General features: G+C 38.2%; 16 protein-coding genes. 2 read left to right on the top strand and 14 right to left on the bottom strand.

Features of this window, described 5'->3' with window-relative positions; all coding sequences use genetic code 11:
• Positions 1–28: 28 nt before the first annotated feature.
• The 7 genes from J7I93_RS13810 to J7I93_RS13780 form a co-directional block, all read right to left on the bottom strand.
• Complete coding sequence (locus tag J7I93_RS13810) at positions 29–1,345, bottom strand: ABC transporter substrate-binding protein (RefSeq protein WP_214726443.1); 1,317 nt, start codon at positions 1,343–1,345, stop codon at positions 29–31.
• Positions 1,346–1,432: 87 nt separating this feature from the next.
• Positions 1,433–2,446, bottom strand: coding sequence for a LacI family DNA-binding transcriptional regulator (locus tag J7I93_RS13805; RefSeq protein ID WP_214726442.1), 1,014 nt, complete (start codon positions 2,444–2,446; stop codon positions 1,433–1,435).
• 468 nt (positions 2,447–2,914) lie between these two features.
• Entirely contained in the window at positions 2,915–4,342 is a 1,428-nt protein-coding gene (locus tag J7I93_RS13800) for an amidase (RefSeq protein WP_214726441.1), read from the bottom strand.
• Between the two features lie 29 nt (positions 4,343–4,371).
• Positions 4,372–5,640: a TRAP transporter large permease gene (locus J7I93_RS13795; RefSeq protein ID WP_214726440.1), complete on the bottom strand. Its 1,269-nt coding sequence runs from the start codon at positions 5,638–5,640 to the stop codon at positions 4,372–4,374.
• A gap of 13 nt (positions 5,641–5,653) precedes the next feature.
• Positions 5,654–6,172, bottom strand: coding sequence for a TRAP transporter small permease (locus J7I93_RS13790; protein WP_214726439.1), 519 nt, complete (start codon positions 6,170–6,172; stop codon positions 5,654–5,656).
• A gap of 80 nt (positions 6,173–6,252) precedes the next feature.
• Positions 6,253–7,293, bottom strand: a complete 1,041-nt coding sequence (locus J7I93_RS13785; protein WP_214726438.1) for a TRAP transporter substrate-binding protein — start codon at positions 7,291–7,293, stop codon at positions 6,253–6,255.
• A 393-nt stretch (positions 7,294–7,686) separates the two neighbouring features.
• On the bottom strand, positions 7,687–8,346 hold the full coding sequence (locus J7I93_RS13780; RefSeq protein ID WP_214988066.1) for a GntR family transcriptional regulator: 660 nt from the start codon (positions 8,344–8,346) through the stop codon (positions 7,687–7,689).
• A gap of 552 nt (positions 8,347–8,898) precedes the next feature.
• On the opposite strand from J7I93_RS13780, the gene J7I93_RS13775 reads away from it, so the two are divergent.
• A complete protein-coding gene (locus J7I93_RS13775; protein ID WP_214726437.1) occupies positions 8,899–10,794 on the top strand; it encodes a CocE/NonD family hydrolase in 1,896 nt (631 codons plus the stop codon).
• An 80-nt stretch (positions 10,795–10,874) separates the two neighbouring features.
• Here the strand turns inward: J7I93_RS13775 and J7I93_RS25545 are convergent, their stop codons facing one another.
• Positions 10,875–10,970 carry a hypothetical protein gene (locus J7I93_RS25545; RefSeq protein ID WP_353050272.1) on the bottom strand — a complete coding sequence of 32 codons (96 nt, stop codon included), beginning with the start codon at positions 10,968–10,970 and terminating at the stop codon, positions 10,875–10,877.
• 444 nt (positions 10,971–11,414) lie between these two features.
• Between J7I93_RS25545 and J7I93_RS13770 the strand changes: the two genes are divergently transcribed.
• On the top strand, positions 11,415–12,371 hold the full coding sequence (locus tag J7I93_RS13770; RefSeq protein ID WP_214726436.1) for a DMT family transporter: 957 nt from the start codon (positions 11,415–11,417) through the stop codon (positions 12,369–12,371).
• A gap of 422 nt (positions 12,372–12,793) precedes the next feature.
• On the opposite strand, the gene J7I93_RS13765 is transcribed toward J7I93_RS13770, so the two are convergent.
• From J7I93_RS13765 to J7I93_RS13740, 6 genes are all read right to left on the bottom strand, one after another.
• Entirely contained in the window at positions 12,794–13,954 is a 1,161-nt protein-coding gene (locus J7I93_RS13765; RefSeq protein WP_214726435.1) for an MFS transporter, read from the bottom strand.
• Positions 13,955–14,069: 115 nt separating this feature from the next.
• Positions 14,070–15,578, bottom strand: a complete 1,509-nt coding sequence (locus J7I93_RS13760) for a tripartite tricarboxylate transporter permease (RefSeq protein WP_214726434.1) — start codon at positions 15,576–15,578, stop codon at positions 14,070–14,072.
• Positions 15,579–15,594: 16 nt separating this feature from the next.
• Complete coding sequence (locus J7I93_RS13755; protein ID WP_214726433.1) at positions 15,595–16,044, bottom strand: tripartite tricarboxylate transporter TctB family protein; 450 nt, start codon at positions 16,042–16,044, stop codon at positions 15,595–15,597.
• 21 nt (positions 16,045–16,065) lie between these two features.
• Positions 16,066–16,983, bottom strand: a complete 918-nt coding sequence (locus J7I93_RS13750) for an HpcH/HpaI aldolase/citrate lyase family protein (protein ID WP_214726432.1) — start codon at positions 16,981–16,983, stop codon at positions 16,066–16,068.
• 65 nt (positions 16,984–17,048) lie between these two features.
• Positions 17,049–18,092, bottom strand: coding sequence for a tripartite tricarboxylate transporter substrate binding protein (locus J7I93_RS13745; protein ID WP_214726431.1), 1,044 nt, complete (start codon positions 18,090–18,092; stop codon positions 17,049–17,051).
• A 36-nt stretch (positions 18,093–18,128) separates the two neighbouring features.
• Complete coding sequence (locus J7I93_RS13740) at positions 18,129–20,228, bottom strand: acetate--CoA ligase family protein (protein ID WP_214726430.1); 2,100 nt, start codon at positions 20,226–20,228, stop codon at positions 18,129–18,131.
• Positions 20,229–20,289: the final 61 nt, after the last annotated feature.

Genomic DNA, 20,289 nt, shown 5'->3' with positions numbered 1-20,289 from the left:
TGTCACCCCTCCCTTCAATGTTTAAAAATTACTCCAGAATACTATTAATTTTACTGTTTAACTCTTTTGCCGCTTCCTCAGGCGTCATATCAGAGATGAACAGCTGCTCTAATGTATCTGCTAATGCTGCATTTAGACTTGCAAATTCAGTAGATGTAACCGTTTTGGCCAACTCTTCCGGAACAGTCTGAGATTGTTCAATAAATACATTCATCATTTCCGGTTCTTGAAGCTGGTAATTAAAGTTATCAATATCTGTTCTGCCAGGCAGGAATAATCCTTTTTCTACAAATGTTTTCATGTTTTCCTTTTCACCCATAAATGCGAGGAATTTCTGAGCTGCCTCTGAATGCTTTGTATTTCCAGGTATAGCCAATCCATTCCCGCCCAAGTCGGATGCTGCTGACTCCTTCATAGGCATGTAGGTAGCTCCCCACTCAAAATCTTTCATATCTGCTTCAAATTTAGGAATCATCCAGTTACCAGTTACAAATAAACCGGCATTACCTGAAGTAAATAGCATGTTATAGTCCTCGGAACCTTTCATGCTGTTTCCTTCTGACATATAATTTTTATACATATCTTTTAAGAATGTCAGCGTTTCGATTGCTTCTGGTGTTTCAAGATTCCCCTGCTTCAAATCCTCCGTTAATAAAGATGAACCATTTTGGTGTAAGAACGGCAATGAGCGGTAAGCTGAACTTGCTGCCCAGTTAAACGCAACCCCATGCGGAGCTAAACCTTCATCTTTAATTCTTTTTGCTATATTTAAAAACTCTTCCCAAGTCCATGCATCTTCTATTTTTTCAGGAGCTTTAATTCCCAGTTGATCTAAGTATGTTTTGTTATAAAAAACACCGAGAGTATCTGTATGGTGTGGAAGGCCATATATTTTATCCTCGAATGTAACCGCTGTCATAAGACTTGAATTAAATTTATCTTTTTCAGCAGAGAATAAATCAGTAACGTCTAAAAGGGCTCCTTGACTAGCAAATTCACCAATTTTTTGGTACTGTACACGGAATACATCCGGCGAATCATCTGCTGCAATACGTGTTTGCAGCTTAGGGTAATAATCACCATTTGAAGGTGATGGAACTTGGCTTGCCTTTACTTTAATTCCTGGATTCTCAGATTCAAATTTAGCAATTAACTCTTTAAAAGCTGTCTCTTCTCCTCCAGCGGCTGCCCAATATACAAACTCAATTGTTTCTCCTGTATCTCCAGCTTTTTCATTGTCTTCTTCACTATTACTGGCTTTTTCTTTTGGAGCTGCACAACCTGCAATTAAGGACATAACCAGGGCTAAACACAAAAAGCACGCAAACTGTTTAACATTCTTCATTAATCAAGACTCCCCCTAAATTTTATTGTATAGGAACGCTCAGATATTAAGTCCTTGTCCTCCTTTCTGAAATTGTCATTATATTAATTATCCACAGCTATTACGGATAATTAATTCAGTAGGTAAATATGTTTTTAGCGGCAAATTGATTTCTTCTCTCATTCGCTGAAGCAGCATTTTTACCGAGATTCTTCCCAGCTCTTCCTTATGTACATGGATAGTTGTAAGTGGAGGGTTTATAAACTTAGACATTTCCAAATCATCAAAAGCGATTATGGCAATATCTTCTGATACCTTGAGACCTGATTCTTCTATAGCCTTATACATGCCATAGGCCATTCTGTCACTTGCTGCAAAGATGGCTGTTGGCTTTTTAGCGGAAGCAAGGATACGTTTCATTGCATGATATCCGCCATCAATTGTAAAGCAGCCATCCTGGATCCATTCCGGTTTAATAGGCAGCCCATTTGAGATCATTGCTTTCTTATATCCTATAAATCTCTTCTCTTCTTCGAATAGAAGATTTGACTCTGACCCTGCTGACCCGATAAAACCGATGTCCCTGTGGCCTTTTTCTATAAGGTAGGTAACCGCTTTCAAAACCGATTGGGCAAAATCGATTGTTACATAATCTATATCTAACTTAGGGTATCCGCCAGTGGACAACAAAAAGGGGACATTTTTAGAAAGATTCTCTAAAAAATCTTTATCCATTGGACCAACAGTAATAATTCCTAAATTAGCACTCTGTTCTTCTATCATATAATTAGAGTGGATCAGATCATTGGTGTCTAAAGTAAAATTTAGGAAATACCCTTGATCAAGCAATTCCCTTTCAATACCATAAATAATTTCTGAAAAATATGGATCATGATATTTATCTTTTATGCTATTAAGGACACAGCCAAATTTCACTTCAGAAAATTTTCCATTGTTTTTCTGGCTAGTCTTCCCTTTTTTATATCCCAAATTTTTGGTAACTTCTAAAATCCTATTTCTTGTTTCCTCATCAATAGATGTTAACTGGTTATTTAACACCCTTGAAACGGTTGATATTGACACATCTGTCTTTTCTGCAATATCTTTTAAAGTAATTTTCATATGTATCCTCCAAAATCCCTTACTTCAAAACTTTCTTTTGCTAATTTTCATAATAATACAAAAATTTAGATTAAACAATATTTTCTGGAAAAATTTCTAAGAAATTTCTGAAATTTTTCAGAGATGGTAGTTTCAAAAAGCTATTTTATGACCTTGCTAGAGCGCAACGTGGCCGAATATAAGCAAGTCAAATATATAGAGGCCGGTATCTATATATACCAATATTAGTATTTTTCAGTATTTGGATCATCCACCTTAAACCCCCTTCAGAGTCGTTGATACTTATGGGGGATTTTATTCTGGCAATAATGGGGATTTTAACATCGGCTTTAACATGTATTTTGAATAATGAGTAAACACAGGGACGGCTCTTCCGTCCCCCTAAGCCTTAAAAGGAAACGCATGAAAAAACGAGCTTCGGGTTATCCCAAGCTCGTTTTAGTTTTATTTAATTTTAGTATTGCCGACTTAATTACCAATAGTCAGCTTCGCTGTATCAATCGACAGTTTTTGTTCTAAGGCATATCCAAATCGGTATAACGCAGCTTCGTCATTTTCCCGGCCAATAAATTGTGCTCCGATTGGCATTCCCTCAGAAGAGAACCCGCACGGCAATGACAAGCTTGGAAATCCGTTAAGGTTGGTCGGAGCGGTTAATTTAATAATGGACCAGCGAATATGCTGTCCCGCGTATTTTTCAATATCGACATGACGCTCATTGATTTTTGCCGGCAATATCGGCAAAGTTGGAGTGAATAGGACATCCACATCCTCTAACACTTTGTTAAATACGTCTTTTGCGAGCTGACGGGTTTGCAGTGCTTGAGCGTATTCATACCCTTTTGTATCATGTGCTGTTAATAGACGTTCTTTTACTTCATCATCCCACTGATCCGGATAATCATTCAAATGCTGTTCATGAACAGCATAAGCTTCACTTCTTAAAATAACCTTATGTGCCTCTGTGAAATTCTCCAGGCCTGTTAAGTTAACAGGTATAATGCTTGCCCCCAGCTCACGCAGTGTATCTATGGTTTGATCAATGACTTGTCTGACCTCCCCATTCATATCATCAAAATAAAAGGCTGAAGGCACCCCTATTTTCATTCCTTCAATTCCTTTTCCAATGAATCGGGTAAAATCTTCGGATTCACACTGAATAGAATTAGGATCATTTGAATCATAACCGGCAAGGGAGTTGAGAAGAAGGGCATTATCTTCCACAGTCCGTGTTAATGGCCCAACATGATCAAGTGTCCAAGACAACGGAAAAACTCCGTGTTTACTGATTCTTCCATAGGTTGGTTTCATTCCAACAATTCCGCAAAAGGAGGCCGGAACTCTAACTGATCCGCCTGTATCTGTACCTAGTGAGCCAAAGCAGAAACAGGCAGATACACTGGCTGCAGATCCGCTGCTTGATCCACCCGTCATTTTTTGTATATCATGTGGATTTTTTACAGGACCAAAATAAGAGCGATCGCCTGTAGGACCATATGCGAACTGATGTGTATTCAGCTTTCCAATGATAATGGCCCCGGCTTTCTTCAATTTCTCTACAACCGTAGCATTATATTCAGGTACGAAATCCTGGTAGATTTCAGATCCCATCGTTGTTCTCATGTTATCTGTATAGATTAAGTCTTTTAAACCGATAGCAATACCATGAAGCGGGCCTTTGTATAAACCAGCCTCTATTTCTTCTTCAGCTCTTTTTGCTTGTTCTATAACGTCTTCACGATCGACAGTAATAAACGAATTAATGACGGGATCCACCTCTTCGATGCGATCCAACAGCTGTTTAGCGATTTCTACAGGTGATACTTCTTTTTCTTTAATCATTTTTGAAAGTTTCATAATGTCATAGGTTACCAAATCTTTTATCGTTTTCACCATTGCACACTCCCTGCAGTATCTTATTTAAATTACTTAATGAGCACGAGCGAAATTTGCGGAAAAATAATGACAGCAATAAGGCCGACAATCAATATAGCAAAGAAAGGGAGAACACCTCGAACAACATTACCCACTTTTTCTCTCGTTATCCCGCTTACAACAAACAGATTTAATCCAACAGGCGGCGTAATCATGGCAAGCTCCATATTAATGGTCATAATAATGGCAAAGTGGATTAAATTTAACCCAAACATGTTTAATATCGGCAGCAGGATTGGCAGAGTAATGAGAATGATTGAAACCGCATCAAGAAACATGCCTAATATGAAGAACATGGCATTCACACCTAATAGAAATACCCATACATTTGTAGAACTGGATTCGACCCATTGAGAAACCGTTTGAGGGATCTGTTCGGTTGTTAAAAACATCCCGAAGATATTAGCTGATGCAATAATCAGGAATATCATAGCTGTAATATTAATGGATTCTTTCGTGACACGATTAAATAAATCCATTTTCATTTCTTTATAGACAAACACTGAAATAATTAATGCATATAAAGCGGCAACAAACGAAGCTTCTGTCGGAGTCATAACACCTGTATAGATTCCGCCCAAAATCAGCACAGGCAGGATAAAGCCCCATATTGCTTTTCGCGTTTTCTTGAGTCTCTCTGACATACTGGCTTTTGGCAGGGTACCATAATTTTTTATTCTTGCATTAATAATAGCCGATGCCATCAGGAGAGAACCAAGAAAGATACCTGGTAAAATACCAGCCGTAAACAGGTCCCCAATGGATTGTTCAGAAACAACGCCATAAATGATCAGCGGGATTGACGGCGGAAGTAAAATCCCCAGAGTTCCTGCCGCTGCCACCAGTCCCATTGCATACCGTTTGCTGTAGCCGGCTTCCACCATGGCCGGAATCATAATTGTACCGATGGCGGCAGCCGTTGCAGGACTGGAACCGGAAATCGCGGCAAAAATCATACAAGCTAAAATGGTAGCAAGCGCAAGTCCCCCTCTAAAGTGGCCAACCCATGATTTTAACGCTTCTATTAAATAGAAGGAAATTCCGCCTCTGGCCATAATGATGCCGGCAAACACAAAGCCGGGAATGGCCATTAGTGCTGATGAGTTAACAGAGAGAAACATTTTTTCAATAACTGGATACATTGTAAAATCAATTAAAGTTAAGGCAAATATGCTCGATAATCCCAGGCTGACCGCAATAGGAACTCTGATCAGGCAGAGAACAAAAAATGAAATAAGCAATACAACTGTTGGATTCATAATAGTCCCCCTTCTAAATTGCGTTGTTTATACTGTCGGCTTTGTCATACATCTCCTCATGGACGGGAGTTCGAATCGCTTTGACAGTCCTTAACACAAAATACAAGGAAAGCAGTCCCATTCCAATTGGCATAATTAAATAGGTACTCCAAATCGGAATTCCAACATCAATACTAACCCTTCCCTGCGAATACGCTACATTCACCATGCTAATTCCCATGATGGTTAAGTAAATACTAAACCCTGAACCTAACAGGTTACTGATTATATTAAAAACCTTCTTGATAGCCGGTGACATTTTATCATAAACCAAATCAACAACTATATGACGTTCATCTTTCAGCGCCATTCCAAATCCAATAAAAATTGCGGCAGCCATTAACATCTCGAATATTTCAGTTGCCCATGTAACCGGGGAATTGAGAACATAGCGCATAAAAACTCCATATATGCAAATAATTGAACCTAGAATAAATAAAAAGACAGCTGTTTTTTCTTCTATTAATTCTAGAATCCGGGCTATTTTTCTCATTGTATATAGCCTCCTCTACTTAAAAACATTTTAAATTTATCCAAGATTATGGCGGTTGCGCCATAATCTTGTTTAATGAATTACTCGTTCGCTTTTTTTGCAGCTTCAATGTATTCTTCACCAATTACATCCGTAAATTCATCATAAACAGGGGCCCAAGCATCTTTGAATGCCTGCAGTTCGTCATCCGAAAGTTCTGTTATCTCGATCTGGCCTCTTTCTTCAAGCTTCTTAAGGGCTTCAGCATTCATTTCTTTTGCAGCTTCACGTGCTCTTTCTGTTCCTGCCTTTATCCCTTCATCGATAATTTTGCGAGTCTCATCATTCAAACCATCCATGAACTCCTTATTTGCAAAGAAACCTAAATCAACCCGTGATTCTCCAGTAATAGTTAAATACTTCTGAACCTCATCGAATTTCTTCGATTCAATATTGACGAAAGTATTCGTTTGTCCGTCTACTGTTCCTTGTTGAAGTGCAGTATAAAGCTCGGTGAATGGCATTGATACGGAACCTGCTCCAACGGTGGAAAAGACCTCCTCTAAAACCTGTCCGCCCTGCGTACGGAATTTGATACCTTTTAAATCCTCTGGTGATTTAATCGGCCTTGTGCCATTCGTCAGGTGCTTCGGTCCGTTAGGCCACATAGATAGTCCATAAAGCCCATCTTTTTCAAGACTTGAGAGAATCTCCATACCCATTTCACTGTCCCAGAACTTAACGGCTTCATCATCTCCCTTAAATAAGAACGGCAGGGATGGAATGTTAAACCTAGGATCGTCTCCAACTAATTTCGCCATATCGATTTGTGTAAATTGCACATTATTAGCTACAATGTTTTGGAAAACATCCTTATCCCCAAATAGTTGCCCATTCGGATAGACTTGAACTTTAATTTTTCCGCCAGAAGCCTTCTCAATCGCTTCCTTAAATGCAAGTGATCCTTCATGCTGAGATGTATTTTCTGCCACTTCATGTGCAAGCTTAATGGTTAGTTCTTGAACTCCAGCTTCACTTCCGCTTCCTGAACTATTAGCAGCCTCATTATTGCCGCATGCGGCTAAAAAGACGAATAGAGCAATGATAAAAACAGATAACAGACTTTTCTTAATTCCTCTCATGAATATCTCCCCCTTGAAATTAATTCATTGTTTTCGTATTTTTATTGCTGTATAAAGCTCTCTTAATTACACCTCCCTTCATAAGGCACTACTGCAGCGACTGAATTAAATTTTATATTTTTAAAGCCAAAGGCTAGAATAACCCTTTTTTTAGTTTTGGAATCCTTTCAACGCTTTTGTTTCTAGCATTGATCCAGTAGTTTTGGAACGAAAGAATAATCTTTAAACATCTTATAGCTATCAACAAGCTGTAAAGGTATGTGTGAAGGCATTGAGGTGGGATTCAGAGTTGAAGGCTCAGGTCATGAAGAAATTATATGTAGTGCCCTGCAATGTGATAGTATCTTACGAGTTTTGAACATGGCTGAAGATCGTGCACGCTCTTTATTTCTCTCATTTTTCGATAAGATTTATTAAATTCTCAAGATCATTTTTAGTATGTTTAATTAGCTTTTTACAAGCTTTTTCAGGATTTCTATTTTTTATGGCATTAAAGATTTCAGTATGTTCTTTTAAAATAAGTGCTGCACGTCCAGATTCTTTCACATTAAGAACTCGATAAAAATACGTTAGAGAATGAAGGTCGTCTATTAGTTTCTTTAATCGTAAATTTCCGCAAATATTAATAATTTGCTCATGAAAGCAGACGTTGTATTGTACAATTTTCTCTTTCTCCTTTCTTTCAATGGCTTTGCATGTTTCTTTTAACGTATTGCTTAATCGTTCTAATTGAAGATCAGTTGCACATTGCGCAGCGATTGACACCGCCCTTGATTCGAGTGCAAGCCTACACTCATAAATATCACGTACATCCCCAAGAGAGGGCTTGTAAACGGTGATTTGCGATTTCTCATCAATTACGAGTAACCCTTCGTTTATCAATGCTCGAAACGCTTCACGGACTGGACTCCGGCTTGTTTCAAATTGCTTAGCCAATTGAGCCTCATAAAGTCTGTCACCTGGCATTAATATACCTTTCCAGATCATTTCTTTAATCGTTTGCTGAATTTGCATATAAAAGGGCTGCGGCTTAACGAGTTTTAATTCATCCAAATTTAATTACTCCTAACTTTTTTATCCAACCGAGTGACGATTGTCGACAATCAACATAATTAGAATAATCTATATTATCAGAAATTTCAATATTTATTTGAAAATTATTATGTTATTTTTAAGTAAGTTAAAGCGTAGATTTATAGTTTTTATGTTTGGATATAATTTATGAATATTTAATAAACTGAACGATTACAAGCTTTCTATTTCAATTCTTCCCTAAACAATATACTATCCCCTTCATCCCTCCCTTAGTTCAGTAATTTTCCAAACACGGCCTGCTAATTCGATATAGTTCGAGCAATCCTATAATTTCTATTTTGGATCCCACTACTCCAATTTTTCTTTTAAGAGATTTGTTACCGCATTCGCCAAAATTGGGCATTTTTTTAAAATAAAATCTTCTAAATTTGGTAAGCATTTCTTTGTTTTATTAAGCCATTTCTAATGAAACCGAAAGTCTATATAGTACCATCAGCACATTTACAATAAATTACCAAATAGATACAATTAAAACTGTTTGAATATTCTAAAATATTTGGAGGGTTGTGGATGAAAGGAAGGCTAAGAGTCCTTTTTTCTTTGCTGCTGACTACTGTCCTGGTCATGTCTCTTTTTACAGGATTAGTATCAGGCAAGCAGGTGAAAAATGGCGAGGATTATGATTATCATGTAGTAAGAGATGTTATGGTTGAGATGAGAGACGGAGTGAAGCTTTCAACAGATCTATACTTACCAGCTCCTACTAGTAAAAAAGAGGAGAAGCAAGGCTTTCCCACTCTTGTTTTAAGGACTCCTTATAACAAGGATACCTATGGCGGGGCAGAGGGACCTTTCTTTGCGCAAAAGGGTTATGCTGTTGTTGTACAGGATACTAGAGGAAGGTTCAAATCAGAAGGAGAATGGGATTTTATCTTTGATGACGCAAATGATGGGTATGATCTTATCGAATGGGCTGCAGCCCAAGAGTTTAGCAATGGGAAAGTCGGTACAATGGGTCTTTCGTATATGGCTTATACCCAATACGTATTAGCTAAATCCAAACCGCCACACCTTGTCACAATGATTCCGCTGGAAGGAGCGAGCAATTTCGCCGAGGAAGTATTCTTTACAGGCGGAGCCATGCAGCTGGACCGCTATCTTTCCTGGACTTTAGGGCAATCGCACGATACAGCAAGACGCATGGATGAACAAAATGGAAATACTTATTATCAGGAGCAATTGGCCAATGTAAACTACCAGGAGCTGTTAAATTATACCCCGAGAAACGGAATCACCCTATTAAATGAACTCCAGGGCTGGTGGAAAGAAGCACTTCAAAGCCCTGAGTATGGAGCTTATTGGAAAGAGATTTCTCCCCAGGAGTGGCATGATTCCTGGCCAGTGCCGACTTACCATGTTGGCGGCTGGTATGATATTTTACTTAGCGGAACCTCAAACAACTATATTGGAATTACTGAAAATGGACCTGAGAAAAGAAAGCTGAAAACAGTAGGGAAACCTATCAATATCCGTGAAAGCCAGAAGCTGATGATTGGCCCTTGGACACATGGATATCCGACTAAAAACGTAGGAGAAGCTGTATTTCCCGAAGCAGATTTAAGCGATGTTCATAATGGAGAAAATGGAACCGAAAATTGGCGCCTGGAACAGCTGCGCTGGTTTGATTACTGGCTAAAAGGGATTAAAAACGGTGTCATGGACGAAGACCCTGTAAAATTGTATGTGATGGATGAAGAAAATAGCGGATACTGGCGCACAGAGAAGGAGTGGCCATTAGCGCGTACTGAGTACACGAAGTATTACCTGCGAGATGGAAAGTCAGGAACTATTCATTCCTTAAATGACGGGGTACTGTCTCCTGAAAAGCCTAAAGCAAATGAAAAGCCTGATGCCTATACTTATGATCCTGATAACCCTGTTGAAACAGTAGGTGGAAATTTATCTGGAACAACTCCAGCTTCAAAACGCGGCCCACAAGACCAGCAGGAAATTGAGCAGGGTGTATTAACCTTTACAACGGATGCACTTAAAGAGGATACGGAAGTAACGGGCCCAATTGAAGTGAAACTATGGGCATCCTCTTCTGCAAAAGATACAGATTTTGCTGTAAAACTAACCGAGGTCTCCCCAGATGGACGATCCATTATTATTCAGGATAGCATTATCCGCGCAAGATACCGTGAATCCAGGGAAAAAGAGACATTATTAAATCCTGGTGAAGTCTATGAATATACCATTGATTTAGGTACCACCAGCAATATATTTAACAAAGGAAACCGTATTCGTGTTGATGTTTCAAGCAGTAATTACCCTCGCTTTGATAATAACCCTAACACAGGAAACAAGTGGGGAACGGACTCTGAATCCATCATTGCGGAAAATACGATCTATCACGACTCGGAACACCCATCACATATCATATTGCCAATTATTCCGAGCAAGTAATGTTGAAAGTCAAGGGATTCATTCCCTTGGCTTTTAATTACTTATTTATAATTCTTGATTTTATTTTAGTTAACTGCCATTCACCTTTTTTGAGTTACATTCTTCCTCTCAACCAAACTATTCAACTTAACGGCCTCCCATAAACTTTGATCTGTAATCCCTACACTCTCCTGCAAATCCGATATAGTCCTTGCTAAACGAATAATTTTAATCTGGGTGGATTGCTCCAGTTTTTTTTATGGAGAGCTGCTGCACCGTTCACTGCTGTTCAGCTGTTAAGGGACTTGTTTTCAATAGTGTGTCATAGGATACTCTGCTGTTGCCTATTTCTCTTCCATACCGCTCGTACTGCCTTTTTCTGGCTGCTTCTACTCTTTTTCTTATGGCTGCAAAAAATAGGAAGGATATTATCCCCCCCTATCTTGCCAATTAAACTTGTTCATTCCTGGCGTAGAACCACCTATATCCTAAATTTATTGTTTATTTCCATTACAACAAGTATTAATATTAGAAGAACAATCACTTTTGCCAAGAGATTTATCGCCAGCTAAATTACTGAGATTTAATAATTCTTAAAAATATCTAAAGAGTAGTGATTTTGTGGTGTAAATAGACTAACTTTGAAAGAAGATGAAAATTTGAATCAAACACGCATAAAATGGATTTTGTTACTCGTAATCTTAATGTGGGGAAGCAATTTCGTCATTACAAAAATATTGCTTGAGAGTTTCTCTTTTTGGACTTTATTATTCTTTCGGAACCTTTTTGCTGCTATTGCGTTGATTTGGGTTGTTCGAAAATTCCTTTTTATTGTGCCAGGAAATAAGAAGGTGTGGGGCTATGTTTTAGGGGCCTCTGTTATTGGGGTTGTTATTAACAATGCTTTCTTTCAAATGGGGCTAAAATATACGTTAGCCACTAATGCCTCACTCATCATGGGATTAACCCCTTTAGCAACTGCCTTGATTTCGTATTTGGTCTTTAGTGTTCCTTTACACTGGAAGCAAATGCTTGGTATTAGCCTTGGGTTTTTTGGAGTTTCGCTGGTAGTATTGGAAGGCGCAATCACAAACTTAATTCATTTATCTTTTAACATTGGTGATTTGTATATCGTTGGAGCCTTACTAACTTTTAGTGTTAGCTTCATATTTATAAAAAAAGCAACTGACATAAAGTTTCCACCGGCAATCATCAGTTTGTACGCCTACTCACTTTCTTCAATCTGTTACTTCCCCTTGGTGATCTGGGAACAAACGATGGAAGGTTGGAGTGAGCTGCCTACGAGTTTATTACTCTGGGTAATGCTGATCTATGTCGGTGTATTTCCTACAGGGATAGGAAATATGCTGTGGAATCGAGGAATTAGCATCCTTGGTCCCGGTCAATGCGCAATTTTTATGAACGGAATTCCCCTAGTTGCAGCCATTACTTCAGTATTGGTATTGGATGAGCCTATCTTGGTTTTACAAATTATAGGGTTTCTCTTCATTGGTTCTGGGGTGATCTTAGGATCTCAAAATAGTGGGCCAATAGCTGTAAAGAAAGAAGAGAAAGAGACTACCAGCGTTACCATGTAAAATATGATAATAGGGAATCTACAGGAATGAGTTAAAATGATCTTTTTAAGTAGAGTTCAAAAGCGAATAAAGTATTCACTGGACTGGGTCACTACCATCTAATTTATGAGTCAAAAAGGGAGAAAGTAAGTAAAACCAAAAACCTTGCTGTATAAATCAGCAAGGTTTTTGGTTATGAAATTCCCCACACTTTACTACTTCACTGTATTCGGGGTCAGGCACGCTTTTTCCAGCATTGACAAATGAGCATTTGTCGCCCTATACTTTTATTGTTCAATTGGAAAAACTCCTTTGTAGAAGACTTGTTTGTTTAAGGGAACAAAACAAGGTCAACAACTTCTACAATAGGAGTTTTTTTATTATGTGTAAATACATTTTATTGATAATATGGGACTTTTTTAAAGCGGTGCAAGGCCAGTGGGTCAGGCACCGGGTTTTAATCGTGTCTTTTTTCCGCCTATTACTAAAATACAGCCAATGATCCAAAAAACCCATGACATACTGGTCAATTGAGCGATTCCCCCAAATAAAATGGGTGATGACATTTGTGTTAAGCGATTTGCAGTTAATCGCAAGCCTAGGCCCTCTCCCACTTTTTCCTTCGGTAAATAATGAATGGTTGTAGAGATAGACAGCGGCTGACCTATTCCCAACCCGATTCCTAAAATAAAAGAAAATAAAGATAGAATGAACCAGCTCTGAAAAAATGGCAAACTAAAGAAACAGATTCCTGACAACACAATGGAACTAAAAGCAATTGTACTGCGCGACCATTTGTGTAAAAGATATGGCAATGACCATCTGACTATGATCCCAGCAACAGCATTGATAGATATAATAATCCCAATTATTGAAATAGAAAGCCCTAACTCTAAAGCCAGCAGCGGAAAGTATGCAGTAAAAATATCTTTTCCTAACAAAACGAAAATACTGACCAGGAATGCCTTTCTTAAATGTGGGATCTTCAATAATTCTAGTGAATGGATGATTTTGTTTTTTGCTTGCCGCTCGTTATGATGAGCCCTTTCTCTTCCTTTAAGAAAAAGAGACAGGAATGTTGATATGATGCCTAAACTCCCTAAAAATCCAATGGCCAAAGGGTACCCATATCTCTCTCCAAAAAATCCTCCTATTAAAGGGCCAATAAAACTTCCTAAAGCAACGCCAATACTAAATTTCATTATATATTTTTCTCGTACCGTTTCATCTGAGCTTAGCTGTCCCGCCATAGCTTGTGCGGATACCACAAAAGTAGTTTGCCCCACTCCTGCTGCTAATTGAGAAATGTACACTCCTTCCAGACTTACAAAAAACATTGGAATTAATAGAGATAAAGTACACATTAATGTACTGATGATAATGGGAGTTTTATATCCTATGGAATCAACATAATGCCCTATTTTTATTGCTAAAAAAGTGGGCAGTAAGGGAAACAGGCCAATAATGATACCAATTTCTACAGGACTGGCATTTAACTCATTGGAGAGTAAAGATATTAGGGGACGTGTTCCCATAATTCCAATCATTAAGATGAAAGTAATGATTGTTATGAGATGTTCATTAAAATAGGTTATTACTTTCAAGGCAATAGTCACCTTTCGTTATACTTATTATTAAAGTAATTCAGAGACTTTAAATCTATAAAAAAAGAAGTGACAATCTCTATATAGATAGACTGTTACTTCTTTAGGAATTTATTTATGCCTTTATATTAGGAGCTTCACCTTTATTAAGCAAAGTCTTTTTAATAATCGGATAGACTAAGAATAAAATGGCCAAAACCATTAAGGTTAAGGAGATTGGACGAGTGAAAAAGATGGATAGCTCACCTCTTGATAGGATCAATGATTGTCTAAATGAATCTTCTGCAAGAGGGGCAAGCACTAATGAAAGAATGAAGGGTGCTGTTGGGTATTCTAATTTTTTGAAGAAATACCCGAGTATTCCAAAAACTAATGCAACCCATACATTAAAGTTATTATACGTTAAACTAAATGCGCCAACGACACAAATAAATGTAATAATAGGCCCAAGATACCATTGTCCAAAGTAGATTAATTTTACAAACAGCGGTATTAAGAAAATATTTGCTAAGAGCAGCAATATATTGGCTACGAATAATCCAATAATGATTGTCCAAACTACATCAGAGGAAGTATCAAAAATTCGAGGCCCGGGCTGTAATCCGAAAATGATTAAAGCCCCTATCAAAACAGCCGTGGCGCCACCGCCTGGAATTCCCAAAGCGAGCATTGGAATCAGAGCCCCTCCTACGGATGCATTGTTTGCTGCCTCCGGTGCTGCTACACCTTGAATTTTTCCCTTTCCGAATTCCTCCGGCTCTTTCGATATATTTTTCTCTAAAGAGTAAGAAAGGAATGTGGCCATAGTTCCACCCGCACCCGGAAGCATTCCGATGAAGGCTCCTAACCCGGTTCCTCTTAAAATGGAACCCGTGGTACCTTTAATATCCTTCCATTTAGGAAATAAATTTTTAAGCTCCACACTTTCCTTCTTTAAATTTAGCTTAAAGCTAGTTTCCACATTATAAAGGACTTCCCCAATACCATAAAGCCCGATAATAACCGCTACAAAGTCAACACCTTCAAGTAAGTGATCAGTAAAAGTATAGCGGCCAAATCCTGAGATAAAGTCCATCCCGATCATCGCAACCATAAATCCCATTAGAACCATCATAATCGATTTTAAGTAATTTTTATCAGAAAGACTGGCAATAGTAGCAAAACCAAAAATCATCATGGCAAAGTATTCAGGTGCAGAAAAACTTAATGCCCATTGTGCGACAAAAGGGGCTGCCACTGCAAGAATGATTAGGGAGATTAATCCTCCAATGAAGGAACTTATAGCTGAAATCCCCATAGCGATTCCGCCTTGTCCCTTTTTCATCATTGGATATCCATCCCAAGCAGTTACAATTGCCGGAGCATCGCCAGGTGTATTAATTAATATAGACGTAATACGTCCCCCATACATCGTTCCTAAATAAATGCTGCACAAAAATACTAATGCAGCAGATGGAGGCAGATTAAGAGTGACTGGCAATAAAAGGGCCACACCAGCAGAAGGACCAAGGCCCGGCAAAGCACCTACCAGTGTCCCAATCACGCTGCCTAATAAAACAAGAAGTAAAATTTGAATATTGAAAACCAGGTCTATTCCCATTGCAATATTGCTTAGAAGATCCATAGTCTAACACCTCACTTTATAAAAAGAGTAATCCAGAAGGAGTTGGCACCTTCAGCCAAACTTTAAAAATCAGAAATAATATAACCATTGTCCCTATAGAAACACTAACACTTCTTTTCCAATTATATTTCTCCATAAATTTGTAAACTAAGAGAGAAAACAAAGCAAAAGAAACCATCATACCCAAAATATCAATTAGAACAATTCCCGCTATGAATAAAGCAATATAAGCTAAAAAGAACTTCTTTCCCTTTGAGTCTGAAAAAAATTTCTCCGGAAAATTCTTTTTAAGCAGTGTAAATAGAAATATGGTTGAAATGACAATCATGATTCCTGTTACCCACACAGGGAAAAAGCCGGGGCCTGGCCCAAACTGAGTTTGATAAGGATATGTCAGTCCAAGGATAAACATCAAAATTGATATACCCAATAAAAAGATGCCAAAGGTAATTTCCGCTATCTTCAAAAGGATCCCACCTTATACTATTTAAGTTAAATTCAGCTTCTGTTCTTTGATCCTGATTCTCTCAGCCTTTTCCAGGATACTATACGCTCTTTTTGCAACCGGAATATCGATCATCTTTCCATTTAAGGCAACCGCGCCATCCCCCTGGCTTTTTGCTTTCTCAAAGATGTCTGCAACCCTTTTCGCATAATCAATTTGTTCACTTGTAGGTGAGAATGCTTTATTCATAACCGCTACTTGTGCAGGATGAATGCAGCTGGCGCCCACATGTCCAAGCTGATAGGATTTTCTTGCGACCTTATATAGATTTTCCAAATCATTAAATCCGGCCATGGATCCTACAATACCCAGCGGCTGTATTCCTGCAGCTTTTGCAGCAATCATCGCTTGCATTTTAGGTACTAATAATTCATCTCCTGCATCACTAGGTTCAATCCCCAGATCCAAGGTAAAATCTTCAGTTCCAAGATTCATAGCAACGATTCTGGAGCTTGCCCTGGTTATTTCTTTAATGTTCATGAATCCTTTAGCTGTTTCTATTAAGATAGTAAAATGTATACTTCCACTAGTGATATTTCTTTTTACCTCCAGCTCCTGAACGATGTCTTCCAATCTTTGTACGGTTAGAGCATCTTCTACCTTTGGAATAACAATTCCGTTTAATCCAGGTAGAATCGCTGCTTCCAAATCTAATTGTGACATTTCAAGCCCGTCATTGATTCTTACTAAAACCTCAACATTCCCAGTATTTAAAAACCCGATGCTTTCCTTTAAGTATTGTCTTGCTTCTTGTTTTTCTTGAGGCGCTACCCCATCCTCAAGGTCAAGCTGGATGGCATCTGCACCTCTATCTAAAGCTTTTTCTATAAACTTTTGCTTATTAGCAGGCATGATTAATGTTGACCTTCGCAAGAAACTGCTTTTCTTTGTATCTATCATAAAAACCTCCTCAATACAGGCAAGTTCCCCTAAACATTAGGGGAAACCTGCCAGCAAACTATTTATTACTGAATTACACCTAGTTCTTTTAAATTTTTCTCATACATTACATTCATTTCGGTTAAGTAGCTTTCAAATTCATCTGCCCCCTGGTAACCGCTCTCAACCATGTATTTATCCAAGTACTCAGCTTCCCATTGAGGATTTTCACTTAATTCTTTCAGTTTACTTTCAAACCATTTCACTGCTTCTTCAGGCATTTCAGGCGGTCCGTAAATTCCTCTGTATAACATCCACTCAATATCGTATCCCAGCTCTTTGAATGTCGGCACATCAGGAAGCTGTTCCAGTCTCTCCGAAGAACTGACTGCAACAGGAATCATATCACCGTTATTTACGTACTCAATAGCAGAGCCAATATTATTTGCCATGACATCTATATGGCCGCCCAGCAAAGCGGTTACAACCTCGCCGTCCCCTTCAAATGGCACATATTCAACCTCTGTGCCTAACGCTTTGTTCATCTGTATTGCCAGCATATGTTCACCACTGCCTACTGAAGTTCCTCCAAAGGTAGGATCTTTCGTTTCAATAAAAGTTTTTAAATCCTCAAAATTTTTAATTCCGCTCTTTGCATTTACCAAGACAACATATGGATCCAGGCCCAATCTGGCAATCGGTGTAAAATCCTTATAAGAATACTGGATATTCCCTTGTAATGGTGTAGTTAAGAAAGATGAAGTAACAGTCATAATGTAATTTTCTTCTCCCTTTTTACTGGCAGAATAGGCCATTCCAACAGCACCACTTCCGCCTGGCTTATTAACGACGGTAATTGGATTTTCAATAATTCCTTCACCATTCATAACCTTTACCATTGCCCTTAGCATGGTATCATGCCCACCGCCTGGAGAATAACTGGAGATAAACTCAAGACTTCCTTCAGGTGACCATTCCTTGCTTTCTTGAGAAGCATTCGAGGAATTATTATCTGCCGATGCATTTTGATCAGAACTGCTTCCTTTCGTATTACTTGTTTGATTTGAGCATGCAGCCACTAAAGCAATAATCATGAAACAAATGAAAACATTGACTATTTTCTTCATCATATTTCCTCCCTAGAAATAATTATTAATCCGCAGACGTTAATTTGCGGTTAGTTCCAATTTTCTTAAGGTTACAATTCCATCTAAGGCGACAACTCCTTTGCCTGTTGGCAAAAGCCTTAACGGATTAATCTCCACACTTTCAATTTCAGCTGATTGGCCAAGTAAAGACAGCCTTTCAAGTGTATCTATTAATGCTTCCATATCATAGGATGGCTGGTTTCTGTAACCTTGAATTAGTTCAACTAATCCAGGAATTTGATAAATCATTTCTTTGATATCAAAGCGGTTAATGGGCAGCACTCTCCAAGCCACTTGTTTGAAAAGCTCTGCTGTTATTCCTCCGAGGCCAAACATTAAAACAGGGCCAAATTGCGGATCTTTATTGATCCCAACAATCAGTTCCAATCCATCTTCACACATTTCCTCGACCATAATATCCTGTATGTCAGGGTAGCTATTTTTTAACTTCTGCAAAAATCCAAGAGACTCTTCAAATTTATCTATTGAATCAATATTAAGAACGACTCCGCCTACTTCACTTTTGTGAGTTATCTTGTTCGAAACCAGTTTCATGACATATTTATGGTGAAGGAAATCCAATTTTAAATTCTTAACATCTTGATTTGCTTCCAGCAAAACTTGATGAGGGACAGGAATTCCAAAGGAGCTAAAAATTGATTTTGCTTGAACTTCATTTAAGGTACTTTCTCTAAATTCGTTGATTTTTATGGGAATCTCAGATGGGATTTTAATATCGTTAGACATGTGAGTGTTTTGTACGTTCTTGCCCCAATTGATGATAGCTGCAAGGATTTTACTTGCTTTTTCAGGGAGTAAAAAAATGGGGATTGAGGAGTTTTTTAATATATTTAAACTTTCATCATATATACTTCCAGTCCAGACAACAAATAAAGGTTTTTCGAGAGTTTGATCAATTTCTATGATTCTATTGACAGTCTCTTCATCTCCATGTGTGGCAAAGACATAGCCATCTATATCTTCATGCTTCTCTACAATTTCAATTATTTTTTTTAGATTGCCACTTCTTAACTGACCTGTTAAATCAAGCGGATTTTGTGGAGAGCCAAATCCTTTTAAGTATTGATTTATTGATTGCTGTGCAGCCTCTGATAAAACAGGAACAGAAAAGCCAAATTTCCCAAGCTTATCCCCCATTGTTCCTCCAATTCCGCCAGAGTGTGAGACAACAGCCATTTTTTTATTTAGTAATCTTTTTTTATTTTGAAGAACTTTTACACAATCGATTAATTCATCGTAATCATTTACTCTAATTAATGCTTTTTGTTCCACAATGGCATTAAAAATATCGTCATCGCCCGTCATGGAGGCTGTATGATTAGCCGCTGCTCTTTGTCCTACTTCAGACTCGCCAATTTTAAAAACAACGATTGGCTTTTTAAGCTCCTTCGCTCTTTCAGCTATACGTAAAAACTCTTTTCCATCCTTCAGTCCTTCTATCAGAACCGCGATTACATCGATCTCTTCATCCTCCAGCATATACTTAATAAAATGACATAGGTTTAAGTCGGCTTCGTTCCCGGTTGTGACTATGTACTTAAAACCAACACCCTTATCCCTTGCCTGTGTCAGCAGCGGGCCAAATCCGGTTGCACCACTGTGGGAAATTAACCCCGCCCTTCCTTCCTTTATGGTATTGGTACCTAACGTTGACAAGGAGCACGCCCACATATTGTTTACTACATTTGCAATGCCAAGACAATTAGGACCTACAATACGCATCCCGCTTCTTTTAGCTATTTCATTTAATTTCTCTTCTCTTTCTGAACCTAGTACCTTATCATGTTCACTAAAACCGGCTGAAATAATTAGTATCGAAGAAACTTTCTTCTTTTCACACTCCTCAACAATCTGCACGACGAAATCTGCATGAACAATGATTATGGCGAGATCGATATGGTTATTAATGCTTGAAATAGATGGAAAGCAATCGACCCCAAACACCTTTTCATATTTAGGATTTACAGGGAATACCCTTCCGGAATATTGATTATTAATCAGGTTTTTTATCAGTCTTCCACTATATCCACTCTTCTCATTAGCACCAACAACAGCAATAGATTGGGCATTCAATAATGAATCAATTGAATTAAACAAAAATGTTATCTCCTTTCCCGGCATATTTAACGGGTAATTGTGATCCAGTTTTAAAAGCGTT

It is taken from the genome of Bacillus sp. ISL-47 (genome assembly GCF_018613175.1).
In the GTDB taxonomy this organism is placed as follows: Bacteria; Bacillota; Bacilli; order Bacillales; family Cytobacillaceae; genus Cytobacillus.
This window is presented reverse-complemented; position numbering and strand designations above follow the sequence as displayed.